Origin of the sequence: Puia sp. (genome assembly GCF_035546395.1) — a bacterium.
In the GTDB taxonomy this organism is placed as follows: Bacteria; Bacteroidota; Bacteroidia; order Chitinophagales; family Chitinophagaceae; genus Puia.
Map to the genome: position 1 here is coordinate 155,229 of NZ_DASZXR010000019.1, position 14,866 is coordinate 170,094.

Annotated in this window: 15 protein-coding genes; 9 read left to right on the forward strand and 6 right to left on the reverse strand. The window is 55.3% G+C overall.

Annotation, left to right across the window (positions count from 1 at the left end):
• Window position 1 precedes the first annotated feature (1 nt).
• The 9 genes from VHE34_RS26955 (at window position 2) to VHE34_RS26995 (ending at window position 11,925) form a co-directional block, all read left to right on the forward strand.
• Window positions 2-1,570: a glycosyltransferase family 39 protein gene (locus VHE34_RS26955; RefSeq protein ID WP_325593828.1), complete on the forward strand. Its 1,569-nt coding sequence runs from the start codon at window positions 2-4 to the stop codon at window positions 1,568-1,570.
• Entirely contained in the window at window positions 1,518-3,542 is a 2,025-nt protein-coding gene (gene ispG / locus VHE34_RS26960) for a (E)-4-hydroxy-3-methylbut-2-enyl-diphosphate synthase (RefSeq protein WP_325593830.1), read from the forward strand. The genes VHE34_RS26955 and ispG overlap by 53 nt, the downstream gene beginning before the upstream one ends.
• Before the next feature lie 9 nt (window positions 3,543-3,551).
• A complete protein-coding gene (locus VHE34_RS26965) occupies window positions 3,552-4,505 on the forward strand; it encodes a YafY family protein (protein ID WP_325593832.1) in 954 nt (317 codons plus the stop codon).
• A gap of 48 nt (window positions 4,506-4,553) precedes the next feature.
• On the forward strand, window positions 4,554-5,030 hold the full coding sequence (locus tag VHE34_RS26970; protein WP_325593834.1) for a GyrI-like domain-containing protein: 477 nt from the start codon (window positions 4,554-4,556) through the stop codon (window positions 5,028-5,030).
• 175 nt (window positions 5,031-5,205) lie between these two features.
• On the forward strand, window positions 5,206-6,159 hold the full coding sequence (locus tag VHE34_RS26975; RefSeq protein WP_325593836.1) for an aldose 1-epimerase: 954 nt from the start codon (window positions 5,206-5,208) through the stop codon (window positions 6,157-6,159).
• A 47-nt stretch (window positions 6,160-6,206) separates the two neighbouring features.
• Window positions 6,207-6,962 carry a hypothetical protein gene (locus VHE34_RS26980; RefSeq protein WP_325593838.1) on the forward strand — a complete coding sequence of 252 codons (756 nt, stop codon included), beginning with the start codon at window positions 6,207-6,209 and terminating at the stop codon, window positions 6,960-6,962.
• Window positions 6,963-7,052: 90 nt separating this feature from the next.
• On the forward strand, window positions 7,053-8,651 hold the full coding sequence (gene nadB, locus VHE34_RS26985) for an L-aspartate oxidase (RefSeq protein ID WP_325593840.1): 1,599 nt from the start codon (window positions 7,053-7,055) through the stop codon (window positions 8,649-8,651).
• A 28-nt stretch (window positions 8,652-8,679) separates the two neighbouring features.
• A complete protein-coding gene (locus VHE34_RS26990) occupies window positions 8,680-9,426 on the forward strand; it encodes a nucleotidyltransferase family protein (RefSeq protein ID WP_325593842.1) in 747 nt (248 codons plus the stop codon).
• A 60-nt stretch (window positions 9,427-9,486) separates the two neighbouring features.
• Window positions 9,487-11,925: an alkaline phosphatase family protein gene (locus VHE34_RS26995; protein WP_325593844.1), complete on the forward strand. Its 2,439-nt coding sequence runs from the start codon at window positions 9,487-9,489 to the stop codon at window positions 11,923-11,925.
• An 18-nt stretch (window positions 11,926-11,943) separates the two neighbouring features.
• On the opposite strand, the gene VHE34_RS27000 is transcribed toward VHE34_RS26995, so the two are convergent.
• The 6 genes from VHE34_RS27000 to VHE34_RS27025 form a co-directional block, all read right to left on the reverse strand.
• Window positions 11,944-12,216 carry a hypothetical protein gene (locus VHE34_RS27000; protein WP_325593846.1) on the reverse strand — a complete coding sequence of 91 codons (273 nt, stop codon included), beginning with the start codon at window positions 12,214-12,216 and terminating at the stop codon, window positions 11,944-11,946.
• 90 nt (window positions 12,217-12,306) lie between these two features.
• A complete protein-coding gene (locus tag VHE34_RS27005; protein WP_325593848.1) occupies window positions 12,307-12,780 on the reverse strand; it encodes a hypothetical protein in 474 nt (157 codons plus the stop codon).
• 126 nt (window positions 12,781-12,906) lie between these two features.
• Window positions 12,907-13,548: a class I SAM-dependent methyltransferase gene (locus VHE34_RS27010; RefSeq protein WP_325593850.1), complete on the reverse strand. Its 642-nt coding sequence runs from the start codon at window positions 13,546-13,548 to the stop codon at window positions 12,907-12,909.
• The gene (locus VHE34_RS27015; RefSeq protein WP_325593852.1) at window positions 13,470-13,784 is read right to left on the reverse strand and encodes a hypothetical protein; all 315 of its coding nucleotides are present in this window, start codon (window positions 13,782-13,784) and stop codon (window positions 13,470-13,472) included. The genes VHE34_RS27010 and VHE34_RS27015 overlap by 79 nt, the downstream gene beginning before the upstream one ends.
• A 9-nt stretch (window positions 13,785-13,793) precedes the next feature.
• Window positions 13,794-14,342: a sigma-70 family RNA polymerase sigma factor gene (locus VHE34_RS27020; protein WP_325593854.1), complete on the reverse strand. Its 549-nt coding sequence runs from the start codon at window positions 14,340-14,342 to the stop codon at window positions 13,794-13,796.
• A gap of 116 nt (window positions 14,343-14,458) precedes the next feature.
• Window positions 14,459-14,800 (reverse strand): translesion error-prone DNA polymerase V autoproteolytic subunit, encoded by a 342-nt coding sequence (locus tag VHE34_RS27025; protein ID WP_325593856.1) that lies wholly within the window; start codon window positions 14,798-14,800, stop codon window positions 14,459-14,461.
• Between the last annotated feature and the right edge of the window lie 66 nt (window positions 14,801-14,866).

Here is a 14,866-nt window from a genome sequence, read left to right on the forward strand (position 1 = left end):
TATGTTTAAAATAGACCGGAAAAGGTCGGCCTGGTTGCTGATCTTTTTGATCCTTGCGGTTGTTCTCAGAATTTATAAACTTGACCTGGACAGCTTCTGGTTGGATGAACTGTACGTAGCAAACGAAGCCGATCCTCACCATTCGCTAACACAGCTTTTTCTTGCCCTGAAGTCTTACGATCAACATCCTCCCCTGTTCTATCTCGCAGAGCGCTGCTTCTTTTATTTTTTCGGCGAGTCGGAGTTTTCGGCCCGGGTATTGCCCGCCGCGGCCGGGGCAGCAAGTATATTTGCCATCTATCTCCTGGGTAGGGAGGTCGCCAGTGATCGGCTTGGATGGACCGCGGCCGCGCTGACGGTCGTCAATCACTTTCACATCCATTATTCCCGTGAGGCGCGAGGGTATGCGTTTGCGTTTCTATTCGGCACGCTGTCCCTGGTGTATCTTTTGCGGCTCCTCAAACACCTTCGTCTGCAGGATGTCTGGCTCTTCTCGCTGTTTGGTCTGCTGACCATGTATTCGCACTACTTCGGGGTGTTGCTGGTCCTCGGCGAATTCTGCGCGGCGATGCTCCTGTTCGCCAGGGAAAATGAAAAGCCGCTGTTTGTTAGGCGTTTCGCGTTGAGTGCCTTGCTGATTACCGCCGGCTATTGGCCATGGTTGCCTGTTTTTTTGTCCCTGGGTGCGATCCGCGCCTTCTGGATAAATCCGCTGCCGGGGGACTGGCCGATACGATATTTCGGTCATTATTTCGGTGATTTCCCCGGCCTTGCCTGGTGTATGGCGGCATTGCTGGCGGTATATCTGACCGGCGTGCTTCTCCGCCGCAGGACCGGCTGGCCACATGCAGACCGGTCCGCCCTGACCAGGAGCCTCGTGGCATTGGGCGTGCCAACCCTGCTCTGCTACACTATTCCCTATTTCCGTGGCCTGATCGTCACCCCGATGCTGACTGAACGATATACCATCGTCGTTCTGCCCTGCCTGCTGATCTTTGTCGCCTACGGGATACAGCTGATTCCCTGGGTCCGGGCACGCGGGATCGTACTGGGCCTTCTTATTGGCACATCGCTGGCGGGAGAGCTTTTTATCTCGGAAACCTGGTCGAAACCGCACAAGACGCAGTTCAGAGAGGTGACGGCATTTATGGCCGCAGACCCGAACGCCAACCATTACCCCATCCTCTGTGAACGGGTTGGCGGACCCGAAGCCTATTACCTGCACAAAATGCACTACCCGGGACCGCTTTTGGAAGGGCCAAGGGCGTCGGTGATCGATAGCATCGCGAAAGACCCCCTCCCTGCCGGCCAATCAAACGGGTTTTGGCTGATGGATGCGCATTCCGCCGGAGACCCGGGGAAATGGCTTGATTCGGCGACCCGTAAGAAGGTCGACTCGGAGTTTGTTAAAGTGAAAGAAGGGCGATTTCTCGACGCATGGGCTCAGTTGTACGTTCGCCGACCCTCCGCCACAGGCGCCACACACCACTCCGCTTTTATTCGTAATTTTACCCCGTATGCAAACCTACTGTCCTTCCCTGACGCGATACTCCCGGCTGCCTACCCTTGAAGTAAACATCGGGGACCTGCGGCTCGGCAACTTTCATCCCATCCGCGTCCAGACCATGACCACGACCGATACGATGGACACCCTGGCGACCGTAGAGCAGTCCATCCGTTGCATCGAAGCCGGAGCCGAACTGGTCCGCATAACGGCGCCCAGTAAGAAGGAAGCAGAGAACCTGTTGAATATCAAGAAAGAATTGCGCCGCAGGGGCTATACCACCCCGCTCGTGGCGGATATCCATTTCACTCCCAACGCCGCCGAGATCGCTGCCCGCATCGTCGAAAAAGTGCGCATCAACCCCGGAAATTACATCGATAAAAAGAAGTTCGAACATATCGAATATACGGACGCGGAATACAACGAAGAGATCGACCGCATCCGCCAGCGCTTTACTCCCCTGGTAAACATCTGCAAGGAATATGGTACGGCCATGCGCATCGGGACCAACCACGGGTCCCTCAGCGACCGAATCATGAGCCGCTATGGCGACACCCCTATCGGGATGGTGGAGAGCGCCATGGAATTTCTCCGCGTGGCCCGCGATGAATCCTATCATAACATCGTCCTCAGCATGAAGTCCAGCAACCCGCAGGTGATGGTCCAGGCCTATCGCCTCCTGATCCGGCAGATGGATGCTGAGTTCGGCGTGTGCTACCCCCTTCACCTCGGCGTCACCGAAGCGGGCGACGGCGAGGACGGCCGCATCAAATCGGCCATCGGCATCGGCACCCTGCTGGAGGACGGCATCGGCGACACCATCCGCGTTTCGCTCACCGAAGACCCCGAATTCGAGATCCCCGTCTGCAGGGACCTCGTAAAACGATACCAACAACGAACTGTAACAGCAGGCCCGGACAAAGCCGGCGAAAAAAGCCCGGACGAAGCCCCCGCCCCGATCCCCGACATCCAAAAGATCCCCTATTCCCCCTTCGAATACCGCCGCCGCGTATCCCGCTCCTTAGCCAATATCGGCGGAACTCACGTCCCCGTCGTATTCGCGGACTTCATGAAGGCAAAGACGATACAACGCGAAGACCTCAAAGCCATCGGCTATACTTACGACGCCCCCAGCGACAAATGGACCATCGGTGACGCGGCCGCCGATTATATCTATACCGGAAGCAAGCCGATCGCCTTCGATCTGCCCGGCACCCTGCGGCCCATATGCGACCACGAGCAATGGCTCAAGCTCGATCAGCGGGACAACTATTTCCCACTCTTCCAGGGGGACGAATATGACCCCGCCGGCGAGCGTTCCGATAGCCTGAACTTCATCGCGGTCAATGCCGCCAATGACGAATCGGTACAGCTGGCCGAAAAATTAAGGGACGACGCCACCGTCGTGCTCTGTTGCTACAGCTCTCATCCGCAGGCCCTGCTTTCCGTACGGCGTTTCATCATGGAGCTCATGGTTCGCGATATCCGCTTTCCCGTTATCCTCGCCGTCGAAAGCGAGGATACCTCGATCGATGAACAGTTGATCCATTTCTCCACTGAAACAGGCGCCCTGCTTCTCGATGGAATGGGTGACGGATTATGGCTGATGAACGACCCGGCCAAGCTTGCCAACACCCGCGTCAGCGGCCGCACGTATCTCGAGACAAAGAACAATCATCAGTTCCTCAACAACATCTCCTTCTCCATCCTGCAGGCCGCAAGGACCCGCATCTCCAAAACTGAATATATCTCTTGTCCCTCCTGTGGCCGGACCCTGTTCGATCTGCAGGATACTACCGCCCGCATCCGCTCGGTGACGCATCACCTGAAAGGAGTAAAGATCGCCATCATGGGCTGTATCGTCAACGGCCCCGGCGAAATGGCCGACGCAGACTTCGGTTATGTGGGCAGCGGACCGGGTAAGGTGACACTTTATAGAGGAAAAGAGATCGTAAAACGATCGGTGGACAGCGCCATCGCCCTTGAAGAACTCATCGGCCTGCTGAAGGAGAATGGAGCCTGGGTCGACAAATCCTAAAACACCGGAATGAACCGCATCGACAGACTGCATGCCATCCTTACCCATCTGCAAAGCAAGAAGCGAGTGACGGCGCAGGAAATGGCCGATCGCTTCAACATTAGCCTGCGGACGGTCTACAGGGACGTCAAAGCCCTGGACGAATCCGGCGTGCCCGTCATCGGCGAAGCCGGATCCGGCTATACCATCATGGAAGGATACCGGCTGCCGCCCGTCATGTTCACCCAGGAAGAGGCCAGCGCCCTCCTTCTCGGCGCAAAACTGGCCGAACAGTTCACCGACGGCTCGGTCAAAAAACATTTCCACGGGGCCCTCTTCAAAATAAAGGCGGTGCTCCGCTCCCCCGACAAGGAATATGTAGAAAGCCTGACCGAACACATCGAGATCGTATCCCGGTATACCCCGGATAGCGATTCACCCCAACAATATCTCTCGACCCTCCAGCAGGCTATCGTCCATAAGAAGCGGGTACAGCTGCACTACCGGTCCAATATGAAGGAAGAGGTCACCCGGCGCAAGGTGGAACCCATCGGGTTGCTTTACTACGGCTCCGCCTGGCATCTCATCGGGTGGTGCCACCTGCGCAACGACTACCGGGACTTCCGCCTGAGCCGGATGCTTGGACTCATCGTCGAAGAGGAATTGTTCGACCCCACCGCCCACCCGTCGATAAAGGAGTACATCGAACAGATCAGGAGCGGCTCGGATCTGCTGGAAGCGATCGTTCTCTTTGAAAAGCGGGTCGTAAAATATCTGCAGGAACAGAAATATCTCAATGGGTTCGTGTCCGAGGAAGAGAACGAGACCTGCGTCCGGATGAAATTCCTGACCACCAACCTCCGCTATTTTGCCCGCTGGCTGTTGATGTTTTCCGATGGGGTCCGCGTCGAGTCGCCGGTGGAACTAAAGACCTTCTTGCTGGAGCATGTGGAAAAATGTTTGGCACATCACCGGTCCTACTGACATAATGCTGTCACTCCTGGGGTGTTCCTTTGAGGAAACCAACGCTCCATGCTTATTCGTACGCATCCCTTTATGACCGTCCTCTATACTTCCCGTCAGGCCCGGCTGGGGCCAAAGGGCTACCTTGAATTAGAGCACGAAGGCCCAGCCTCGGGGTCTGTGGCCCGTGAATTGTACCGCTACGTGGCCGATCTCGATCTGATGGTCTGTGGTCCCCAATACTGGTTTTACTACGGAGTCGACGGCAAACCAGATACTCGTTTCACCCTGGAAGTGGCCCTTCCCGTCCAGGGCAAGATTCCCACGGCCCTGCTCCCTTATTTTAAACAAATCCCCGCATTTCGCTGTCTATCCTCACGTTATGAAGGTCCCTGGGAAGGCATCGGACGTCACTACGAGCAGATGATGCAGTATATAAAGGAAAATCAGCTGAAAATGAGCGGTATTTATGCGGAATCTTTTTTGCATATCGACATCGATCACCCCGACAATCATATCACGGAGATCCAGATCGGGTTATGCTAAAACTTTTTTATGACACGAGGCTTAGCCGACGCATAACTCCGCTGAAAAATGGCGGTGCTCAACCAGTCAGGCGGCTATAATCTCGAGATCACTGTCGACAGCAATGCTCTCACGGGACCAACCAGTACTATATTGAGTCTTTTCGATACATTGCAGGAAATTACCTTCAACGATCATGAACTTCACGATCCGGCATGTTGACTACGACGGCCTCGACCTGGTGAGACTTACCGATGAGAACAGTGGAACGACCATTGGCCTGTTGCCGGGATACGGCGCCACCTTGCATGAATTCCTCGTCCGGCAAAGGGACGGCGCCCTTTTCAATGTTATCGATAACTATCCTAGCGCCGCCGAATTGAAAAAGGACATGACCCGGACGTTTAAAGGCGCAAAGCTGTCACCCTTTCCCTGCCGCATCCCCGACGGCGCCTACCGATACGATAGCCGGGAATATCATTTCCGGCATCTTTTTTCCGACGGCACCGCCATACACGGCCTGCTTTATGATAAGCCGTTCACCGTTACCGCGGAGAACGCCGACGGCGCCGCAATGGTAGCCATGGAGTATGATTACAACAACATCGATCCGGGCTATCCCTTCCGGTACAGTTGTCTCGTCCGATACCAACTGCGTCCCGATAACGACCTCGAGGTCACGACGACCGTCACCAATACCGGGGATACCACGATCCCCATCGCCGACGGCTGGCACCCATACTGGCGGCTGGGCGGCAACGCCAACGACTGGCAGCTGCAGTTTCATTCCGAGGCGATCGTCGATTTCGACGAGCGGCTCGTCCCCACCGGCGGCCTGACCGAATATGGCCGGTTTGGAACAGCCCGACCGCTCGGCGACACCTTTCTTGACAATTGTTTCGTTCTGAAACCCGAACTGGTGAGCGCTGCCTGCGAGCTGTACAATCCCGCCACCGGCCTGCGTGTCGCCTTTTTCCCGGACGCCAGCTATCCCTATTTGCAGATTTATACTCCCCCGAGCCGGGACAGCATTGCCGTGGAGAATCTCAGCGGAGCGCCCGACTGCTTCAACAACAAGATGGGCCTGGTTCTCCTGGAGCCCGCACATTCGCAAATTTTTACCGTTCGCTATACCGTCAGCGTCGGGTAATTCACCTAATTTGCCTGCTTTAACAACAAACAGCGATAACAATGAAGATGGTAAAGATACTCCTGCCCCTGGCCCTGGCCTTTTGTTTCACAGGCTGTCTCGATATCGATGAGAATGTAGAGGTCCGAAACGACGGCAGCGGGCAGCTGGTTGAAGACATGGACGCAAGCCAGATGGTCGATATCCTGCAAACCTATATGGGCAAGGAAGAGATGGCCAAGAAAGGGATCGTGACGATGGATACTACGGTCAACCTGAAAGATGTCGTCGACACCAGCAGCGCCCTCACCGCCGAAAAGAAGGCCCTATTGCGGCCGGGCAAGGTCCATATCCAATTGGACATGGATAAGAAGATCCTCAAGACCCGCATGATCTTTCCCTACACCAGCCAGGAGAATCTTCAGAAGCTGTACACCGTGATCGGGGATGGCTCCTCGCTGGGAAACGCAAAGCTCTTCGGCAATCTGGGTGGAGGCGAGGAAGGCGGCGGCGCAAGCCCCGATCTAAGCCAGTTCACGGGCATCTATACCTACGTCGCCAAAGACGGGCTGATGTCCAGGAAGGTAGACCGCGAAAAATGGAAGGCCCTGACCGACAATCCCCAGATGGCCCAGATGAAGCAGGCTTCGCAGATGGGAATGGAGATCAACTATACGACGAACATCACCCTGCCCCGCCCGGTAAAGAAAGTCTCCAACCCCACGGCAAAATTGTCGGAGGATAAGAAGACCGTCTCGTTGAAATATAATATCATCGACGCGCTGGATCACCCCGAGCAGTTTGAATATACGATAGAATATTAGAAAATATTTGTTGCCGGTGAAAGCGGAAACCGTCCTAACTTTGCAAATTCGGCGGATAAGCAGTCCGTCTAAAAGGCACATTTCACCAGTATGGAACAAACAGATTTCCTGGTTATCGGCTCCGGTATCGCCGGCCTCAGCTATGCGCTGAAAGTGGCCCAACGCTTCCCCGACAAGCGGGTCCTTGTCATCACAAAGACCCGGATCGACGAGACCAATACCAAATACGCGCAGGGCGGCATCGCCGGCGTGACCGACTTCGAACACGACAGCTACGAAAAGCATATTCAGGATACCCTTGTGGCCGGCGACGGGCTCTGCAACCCCGTAACGGTAGAGATCGTCGTAAAGGAAGGGCCGGCAAGGATACAGGAGATCGTCGACTGGGGGACCCGGTTTGACAAAGACTCGGAAGGAGACTATAAACTGGGCCGCGAAGGCGGGCACTCGGAGTTTCGCATCCTCCATCACAAGGACGTCACCGGTAAGGAAATAGAAAGGGCCCTGCTCGAGACCATCGGCAAACAAAAGAACATCGAGGTCCATAAACACTGGTTCGTTCTCGACCTCATCACCCAACACCACCTGGGCTATCTCGTCACCAAGTCGACACCCGACATCGAATGTTACGGCGTATACGCACTCGATCAGCATACCAATAAGATCGTCCGCATCCTCTCGAAGATCACTTTGTTGGCAACCGGGGGTAACGGCCAGGCTTACCGGACGACGACCAATCCGAAGATCGCCACCGGTGACGGCGTGGCGATGGTCTACCGCGCCAAGGGCCGCATCGAGAACATGGAGTTCATCCAGTTCCATCCCACCGCCCTTTTCGAAGCCGGCGTCAGCCCTTCCTTCCTCATCACCGAGGCCGTTCGCGGTGACGGCGGCATCCTGCGCAACGCAAAGGAAGAAGCCTTTATGGAACGGTATGATGAACGGAGAGACCTCGCCCCCCGCGATATCGTGGCCCGGGCCATCGACAGCGAAATGAAACGGACCGGCACCGAACACGTCTATCTCGATTGCCGGCATATGGATATCGAAAAATTCATCGAACACTTCCCGAACATCTATGCCAAATGCAAATCGATCGGCATCGACGTGGCAACGCAGATGATCCCCGTGGCGCCGGCCGCCCACTACAGCTGCGGCGGAATTAAGGTCGATGAATGGGGCCGCACCTCGATCAATCACCTGTACGCCTGCGGCGAATGTTCCTCGACGGGACTCCACGGGGCCAATCGCCTGGCCAGCAACTCACTGCTGGAGGCGCTGGTCTTTGCGCATCGCTGCTACCTGGATAGCGTCGAGCTGATCGACGTCCTCGATTTCAAGGAAGGCATCCCGGATTGGAACGCCGAGGGAACCACGGAACCCGAAGAAATGATCCTCATCACACAGAGCGGCAAGGAATTGCAGCAGCTGATGAGCGACTATGTCGGTATCGTCCGCACCCACACCCGCTTGCAACGGGCGATGAAACGGCTCGATCTGCTGCATGAAGAAATAGAGACGCTGTACGAGTCGACCACCGTGTCGCCGCAGCTCTGCGAAGTACGCAACCTGATAACGGTCGGCTACCTGATCGTAAAAGAAGCCTCGTTCCGGCGGGAGAGCCGGGGCCTGCATTACAATACGGATTACCCGCAAAAAAGCCCCATCTTGCAGAACATCGTGCTTTAACCTTCGCACAGACTGCTATCTTTGAGGCATGAATATCACCGCATCAGCCCCGGTCCGCAAAGCCATGATCCTGGCCGCAGGCCTCGGTACCCGGTTCAAGCCCTGGACAGACCACCATCCCAAGGCCCTGGCTACCGTCAACGGCAAGTCGCTGCTGCAACGCAATATCGAATACCTCCAGCATCATGGCATCTCCGATCTCGTTATCAACGTCCATCATTTCGCAGACCAGATCATCGGCGCCTTGAAGGACAACAAAGGCTGGGGCAGCCGTTATGTCATCAGCGATGAGACCTCGCAGGTCCTCGAGACCGGCGGCGGACTGAAAAAGGCCCGGCCCCTGCTGGAGGACGGCGCCTTTGTGCTGCTCAATGTGGACATCCTGACAGATATGCCTCTGTCCGCTATGATCGAAGATCATCTCCAACACCGCCCCCTGGTCACCCTGGCGGTCACCGGTCGCAGCACCTCGCGGTATTTTCTCTTCAACGACAAGGACGAACTTTGTGGCTGGCGTAACGTCCAGACGGGACAGGAACGGCCTGCGCGACCCGCCAATGGCCCCCTGATCCAGAAGGCTTTCAGCGGCATTCACGTTATCGATCCGGCGATCTTTCCGCTGATCACCCGGGAAGGGAAATTCTCGACGGTCGATATGTACCTCGATCTGGCTGCTGCCCACATCATTCGTGGCTTCGATCACAGCGATTCGAAATTCATCGACGTCGGAAAACCCGAAGCAGTGGAAGCGGCGGAAAGGCTGTTCCCATTATAAAAACATTAATTTTGGCGGGCGCCCTCGCCCGATCCCGATAACACGATAATTTTATTCCGTATGAAAAAACTCGCCGCCGGCCTATTGGCACTTAGTCTCTCCATTTCCGCCTTTGCCCAGACAGATGTAAAAAAAGTCGTATTGCCCAACGGCTGGTCCCTCACACCCGCGGGTCACAGCCTGCCATTGGGCGATCTTCCGCTCAATATCGCCGTGTCGGCCAGTGGCAAATATCTGGCGGTGACCAACAACGGGCAAAGCACCCAAACGCTTCAGTTGATCGATGTCGTCAATGAGAAAGTGCTGGACACCGTGATCATTCAAAAATCCTGGCTGGGTCTCCGGTTCAGCGCGGACGATAAATGGATCTACGCCTCGGGCGGTAACGACAATATGATCCTCCGCTATGCCGTCAACCCGCACCCCTCGGCCGGTCATCCGGGCCTCATATTGAAAGACAGTATCGTTTTGGGTAAGAAATGGCCCGAAAAGATATCTCCCGCGGGCCTCGACATCGACGACAAACGGGGCCTGCTGTATGTAGTGACCAAGGAGAATAACTCCCTTTATATCGCCGATCTCGCGACCCGCGCGGTAGTTCAGCGGTTCGACCTCGGCGGCGAAGGCTATACCTGCCGGCTTTCGAAAAGTCGCAAGGAGCTCTACATCACTTGCTGGGGATGTGACAAGCTGCTCGTCTTCGATACCGAAAAGCGCACCATTACCGCCGGGATCCCGGTTGGCGATAATCCCAATGATATCTGCGCGTCGAAGGACGATCGCTGGCTCTTTGTGGCCAATGCAAACGACAATTCCGTGTCGGTGATCGATATCCGCAATCGCAAAGTGGTGGAAACCTTGAATGCAGCCCTTTATCCGGACGCGCCTCCCGGGTCTACCACCAATGCGCTGGCCCTGTCGGGAGACGATAAGACCCTGTATGTTGCCAATGCGGACAACAACTGCGTCGCCGTTTTCGATGTTCACGAACCCGGCTCGGCGCATTCCAAAGGATTTATCCCCGTCGGCTGGTACCCGACAGCCGTAAAAGTCATCGGTAAAAAGATCTGGGTCGCAAATGGAAAGGGGTTGACCTCCCTGGCCAATCCCAACGGTCCGAGCCCCGTCGGCCGCCGCCAGGAAGTGAATTACCAGCAAGGCGACCTGAAGAAGGTCCAACCCGTACAATACATTGCGGGTCTGTTCAAAGGCGCCATGAGCATTATTCCCGAACCGGATGAGAAGACGCTCGGTGACTATTCGGCGCAGGTATATCGGAACACACCCTATACAAAGGACGGTGAGCTGATGGCCAAAGGCGAAACCGGCAATCCTATTCCCATGAAGGTCGGCGACAGTTCCCCGATAAAATATGTCTTTTATATCATTAAGGAGAATCGCACCTATGACCAGGTGTTGGGCGACATGAAAGAAGGCAACGGCGACACGAGCCTCGTGTTGTTCGGCGAGCATATCACGCCCAATCTGCATTCCATCGCACGGGAATTTGTCCTGTTGGATAACTTTTATGTCGACGCAGAAGTCAGTATGGACGGGCATAGCTGGACCATGGGCGGCTATGCGAACGACTACCTGGAGAAGAATTGGGTGACCAGCTACGGCGGCCGTGGCGGATCCTACGATGGGGAAGGCAACCGGGCGATCGCCAACAACAAGGGCGGTTATATCTGGGATCATTGCCAGCGCGCAGGGGTCTCCTATCGTACCTATGGCGAGTTTGCGGACGATGCCCTGAAGCCCAATATCCCGGTGCTGATTGGCCATACCTGCCCCTATTACAAAGGTTGGGACCTGGGCTTCTACGACACCGCGCGGGTAACCCAGTGGAAACAGGATTTCGATTCGCTGGTCGCGGCGGGGGCGTTGCCTCGTCTCAACACCGTGAGACTGGGCAACGATCATACCGAAGGATTGAAAAAAGGAAAACTTACTCCGTTTGCGCATGTCGCGGACAATGACCTCGCGGTCGGTCTGTTCCTGGAACATCTGAGCAAGAGCCCCGTTTGGAAAGAGAGCGTGGTATTTATCCTCGAAGACGACGCGCAGAACGGACCGGACCATGTGGATGCACACCGGAGTCCCGTATATGTGGCCGGTGGAATGGTCCGGCGTCATTTCGTCGATCACACGGCCTATTCGACAACTTCGGTCCTTCGGACGATGGAGCTGATCCTTGGCATTGCGCCGATGTCCCAGTATGATGCGGCAGCCACGCCGATGTGGCGCTGCTTTACCAATACGGCTGATGGGACTCCGTTCCAATCCTTGCCGGCCAATGTCAATCTGGAGGAAAAGAATACGGCGTCGAACGAGTGGTCGAGGAAATCGTCCAACATCGATCTTACCCGCGAAGACCGCGTTCCCGATGCGCTGTTCAATGAGATCCTCTGGAAAGCAATAAAGGGCGCTGATGCGCCCTTACCCGCACCCAGTCGTGCGGCTTTTGTTAAGATCTCTCCTGTTAAGGATAGTGACTAGTGTCGTCAATGGCTGCGACTAGCGACCATGCCAGTGGTTCTCGCGTTCGTACCGATCATGGTCGAACTGACGGCCACGGAAGTAAGCGCGATGTTCTCTTTCGAAGCGATGATGATAGTGTTCGTAGTATACCCGGTCCCGGTAGTGGCCATGCCATTTGGGGTAAGTATAGTAGGTATAACCAGGGTAGCTTCTTTCAAAGTTGACACTTACATGCACCTGGGCGCTGGCCGATTGAACGGCCATGGAACCGGCGATGATCATAGCGATAAGTAAGAGTTTCGTTTTCATACAATCATATTTTAAGTTTGGAAATGCAATAAGAATGCCTGCTAAAAGGAAAGGGCCTCAGGGCCCTTTCCTTCAATACATTAGGGCGTATTACCACCTGCCGTGACCATATCCGGGACGAGCGTAGTGACCCCGTCCGTTGCCCCAACCACGATCGTGCTGCCAGCGTGTGTGGTCAAACCGGCCGCCGTGGAAATAGGCGCGGTGATCTCTTTCGAACCAGGGACGATAGTGCTGGAAGTAGACCCGGTCACGATAGTGGCCGTACCAGGCCGGGTAGTCGTAATAGACATAGCCGGGATACTCGGACTCGCAAACATCGGGAGCGGCATAGTAGCCACCATAGCCGGGGGCCTGGTCATAACCCGGAGCCGGTTGGTCATAGACCGGGGCCGGTTGCTCATATACGGGAGCAGGAGCGGTGTAAACAGGAGCCGGTGCAACATACACCCGCGGACCGGGGATACGAAAGCCGATGTGCGCGTTTACATATACCTGTGAATAGCTTTTGGTAGCGAGGAGACTGGCGGCTGCGACAGCGGTGAAGATCATTACCTTTTTCATATCTGTAGATTTTTAGTTGGCGGATGTTTTGTTGCTGTTTACATCCATGTATATATAGATATGAATGGGGTGGGAAGATTTAATCCCAGCTTGTTAAAAATAGCATAAAGGGCATCTTGTTGATAATCAGGCGGTAAGGCCAATAGCCGCAATGGCGGCGCCAAAGGCGGTTTCTCGATACTCCAGATGAATGCGATGCAGCCCGGCGGCTATATAGTCCTGTTGCATTCGTTCGGCCATCGGCTCGTCATTGACATTTTGCGGGCGTTGGACCATCGGCCTGCGATGGGGCGCGAGGCGGGAGACAAGCACCAGTCTTCCCCCGCTTCGGAGCAAACGGGTCAGGCGAAGCAGCTCTATCATGCGATCCTTGCCGGAAGGCATCGCCGCATGGCTATAGACCGTATGAAAATAATGAGGTGGATAGGGAAGATCGGCCAGCTCGCCAAGATGGAGCTGCACCAGCTGGCGGGCGATAAATCTCCTGTTCCGCCGGTAGGCTTGCTGATAAAGGGAGGCCGACGATTCCACGCCGGCAAGAAATCCGATCCGCAGGACGCCGGCGGCCTCTTCCAGCAGCCGTCCCGTCCCAAACCCGATCTCCAGGACGTGTTGATAAGGCTGCAGCCGCAGCTGGTCGACGATCCAGCCGTTCAGCTGCCTCGTTCCACTATCAAGAACGCCGGTGATCATACTCTCTCCCTCCCGCAGCGGCCACCCCAGTCCTGCTTGAACTTTTCTCTTTCTTCCGGCGTCATGGTCATCCATTTCTCCCGGAGCTTGTCCTTCATCCGTCCCCTGGGACCGCCGCCGCGAAAGCCGCTGAAAAGGATCTTGGCCAGCAGGAAGAGACCCAGGGCTTGCCAGAAGCTGATCGTCGGGAGATGGAATATCTCCGGCATCAGTGCATTCCAAAGCAGCATCACGATGATGCCAAATGCTATCACGCCTGCGATCACCAGGCAAATGACGCCGGCGATCTTGCGTGCTCGAAAACGTTTCATATTTCTCATTTAATGTTCTATTATTTCGTTGTACAGTGTTTGCAATCGGTTCCGCAGATGAAGGACGGCATACCGTTTTCGCGAGATCAGCGTATTCACGTTCTCTCCTGTCAGTTTCGCAATGTCTTTGAAGGAGAGATCTTCCAGTTCGTTCCAGACAAAGACGGCCTTCTGCTCTTCGGGCAACTCGTCGAGCGCCTCCTGCAGGGTCCTCCAGAACAAGGCCCTGAGGTTGGCGGTCTCCGCGTTCTTGCTGTTGTCCAGCAGGATACCGCTCAGGTCCATTCCATCGCCATCGCCGGAGAACAGCTGGTCGAGCGATTCCGGCTTTTTCTTCCGGTATCGGTCGATGATTTTGTTCCGGGCAACGGCAAACAGCCAGCCGCTGATCTGTTCGATGGGTTCCGTATCTACCGTCGTCGTCAGCTGGTACCACACATCCTGTAAAATATCCTCCGCATCGGCCTGACTGCCGACACGTTGGCGGATAAAGCCCATCAGTCGTTTGCCGAAACGGCCAATGACCGACGCGATATTTTTTCCTGGCGGTGAGGACATAGCCGGTGATATCGGCAGTGATTCTTCCATCTATCATTGATGACGAGCCAACCCTGCCAATATTTTAAAATATAAAAAAAATTATCGCACCCCTTGTATTTGACCGCCGAAGGCGGTCACAATGCGTGAATTACATAAGTCACCACCCCCCAGATGGCAAATTCGGCGCCCGAAAGATCGACATCGATAGGGGAGAGCCTGGGCGTCTCCGGCACCAGCCGGATCTTGTTGAAGGTCTTCTCGAGCCGGCGGATCAGCATCTCGCCGTTGAGATTGGCGATGACGACCTTCCCGTTCACGGCTTTCGCACTCCGGTCGACGATCACCACGTCGCCGCTGAAAATACCCGCCCCCGTCATGGCATCGCCGCACACCCGCATCAAAAAAGTGGCCGGCTTGTTCCTCATCAGTTGTTCATTGAGATCGATGCCCCGTTCCATATATTGTTCTAATTCCACAAAAAAATGTTTTGATATATGCTAACTAATTTAGTAAATTTATGCTAAATTATTGATCGTATAAAA

Bases quoted from the DNA above. Each gene is read 5' to 3' on its own strand.
- VHE34_RS26955 (WP_325593828.1), top strand. From the start codon at position 2: ATGTTTAAAATAGACCGGAAAAGGTCGGCCTGGTTGCTGATCTTTTTG.
- VHE34_RS27005 (WP_325593848.1), bottom strand. From the start codon at position 12,780: ATGAAAAAGGTAATGATCTTCACCGCTGTCGCAGCCGCCAGTCTCCTC.
- nadB (WP_325593840.1), top strand. From the start codon at position 7,053: ATGGAACAAACAGATTTCCTGGTTATCGGCTCCGGTATCGCCGGCCTC.
- VHE34_RS27015 (WP_325593852.1), bottom strand. From the start codon at position 13,784: ATGAAACGTTTTCGAGCACGCAAGATCGCCGGCGTCATTTGCCTGGTG.
- VHE34_RS26990 (WP_325593842.1), top strand. From the start codon at position 8,680: ATGAATATCACCGCATCAGCCCCGGTCCGCAAAGCCATGATCCTGGCC.
- VHE34_RS27010 (WP_325593850.1), bottom strand. From the start codon at position 13,548: ATGGATGACCATGACGCCGGAAGAAAGAGAAAAGTTCAAGCAGGACTG.
- VHE34_RS26980 (WP_325593838.1), top strand. From the start codon at position 6,207: ATGGTAAAGATACTCCTGCCCCTGGCCCTGGCCTTTTGTTTCACAGGC.
- VHE34_RS26965 (WP_325593832.1), top strand. From the start codon at position 3,552: ATGAACCGCATCGACAGACTGCATGCCATCCTTACCCATCTGCAAAGC.
- VHE34_RS26970 (WP_325593834.1), top strand. From the start codon at position 4,554: ATGCTTATTCGTACGCATCCCTTTATGACCGTCCTCTATACTTCCCGT.
- ispG (WP_325593830.1), top strand. From the start codon at position 1,518: ATGCAAACCTACTGTCCTTCCCTGACGCGATACTCCCGGCTGCCTACC.
- VHE34_RS27020 (WP_325593854.1), bottom strand. From the start codon at position 14,342: ATGTCCTCACCGCCAGGAAAAAATATCGCGTCGGTCATTGGCCGTTTC.
- VHE34_RS26975 (WP_325593836.1), top strand. From the start codon at position 5,206: ATGAACTTCACGATCCGGCATGTTGACTACGACGGCCTCGACCTGGTG.
- VHE34_RS26995 (WP_325593844.1), top strand. From the start codon at position 9,487: ATGAAAAAACTCGCCGCCGGCCTATTGGCACTTAGTCTCTCCATTTCC.
- VHE34_RS27000 (WP_325593846.1), bottom strand. From the start codon at position 12,216: ATGAAAACGAAACTCTTACTTATCGCTATGATCATCGCCGGTTCCATG.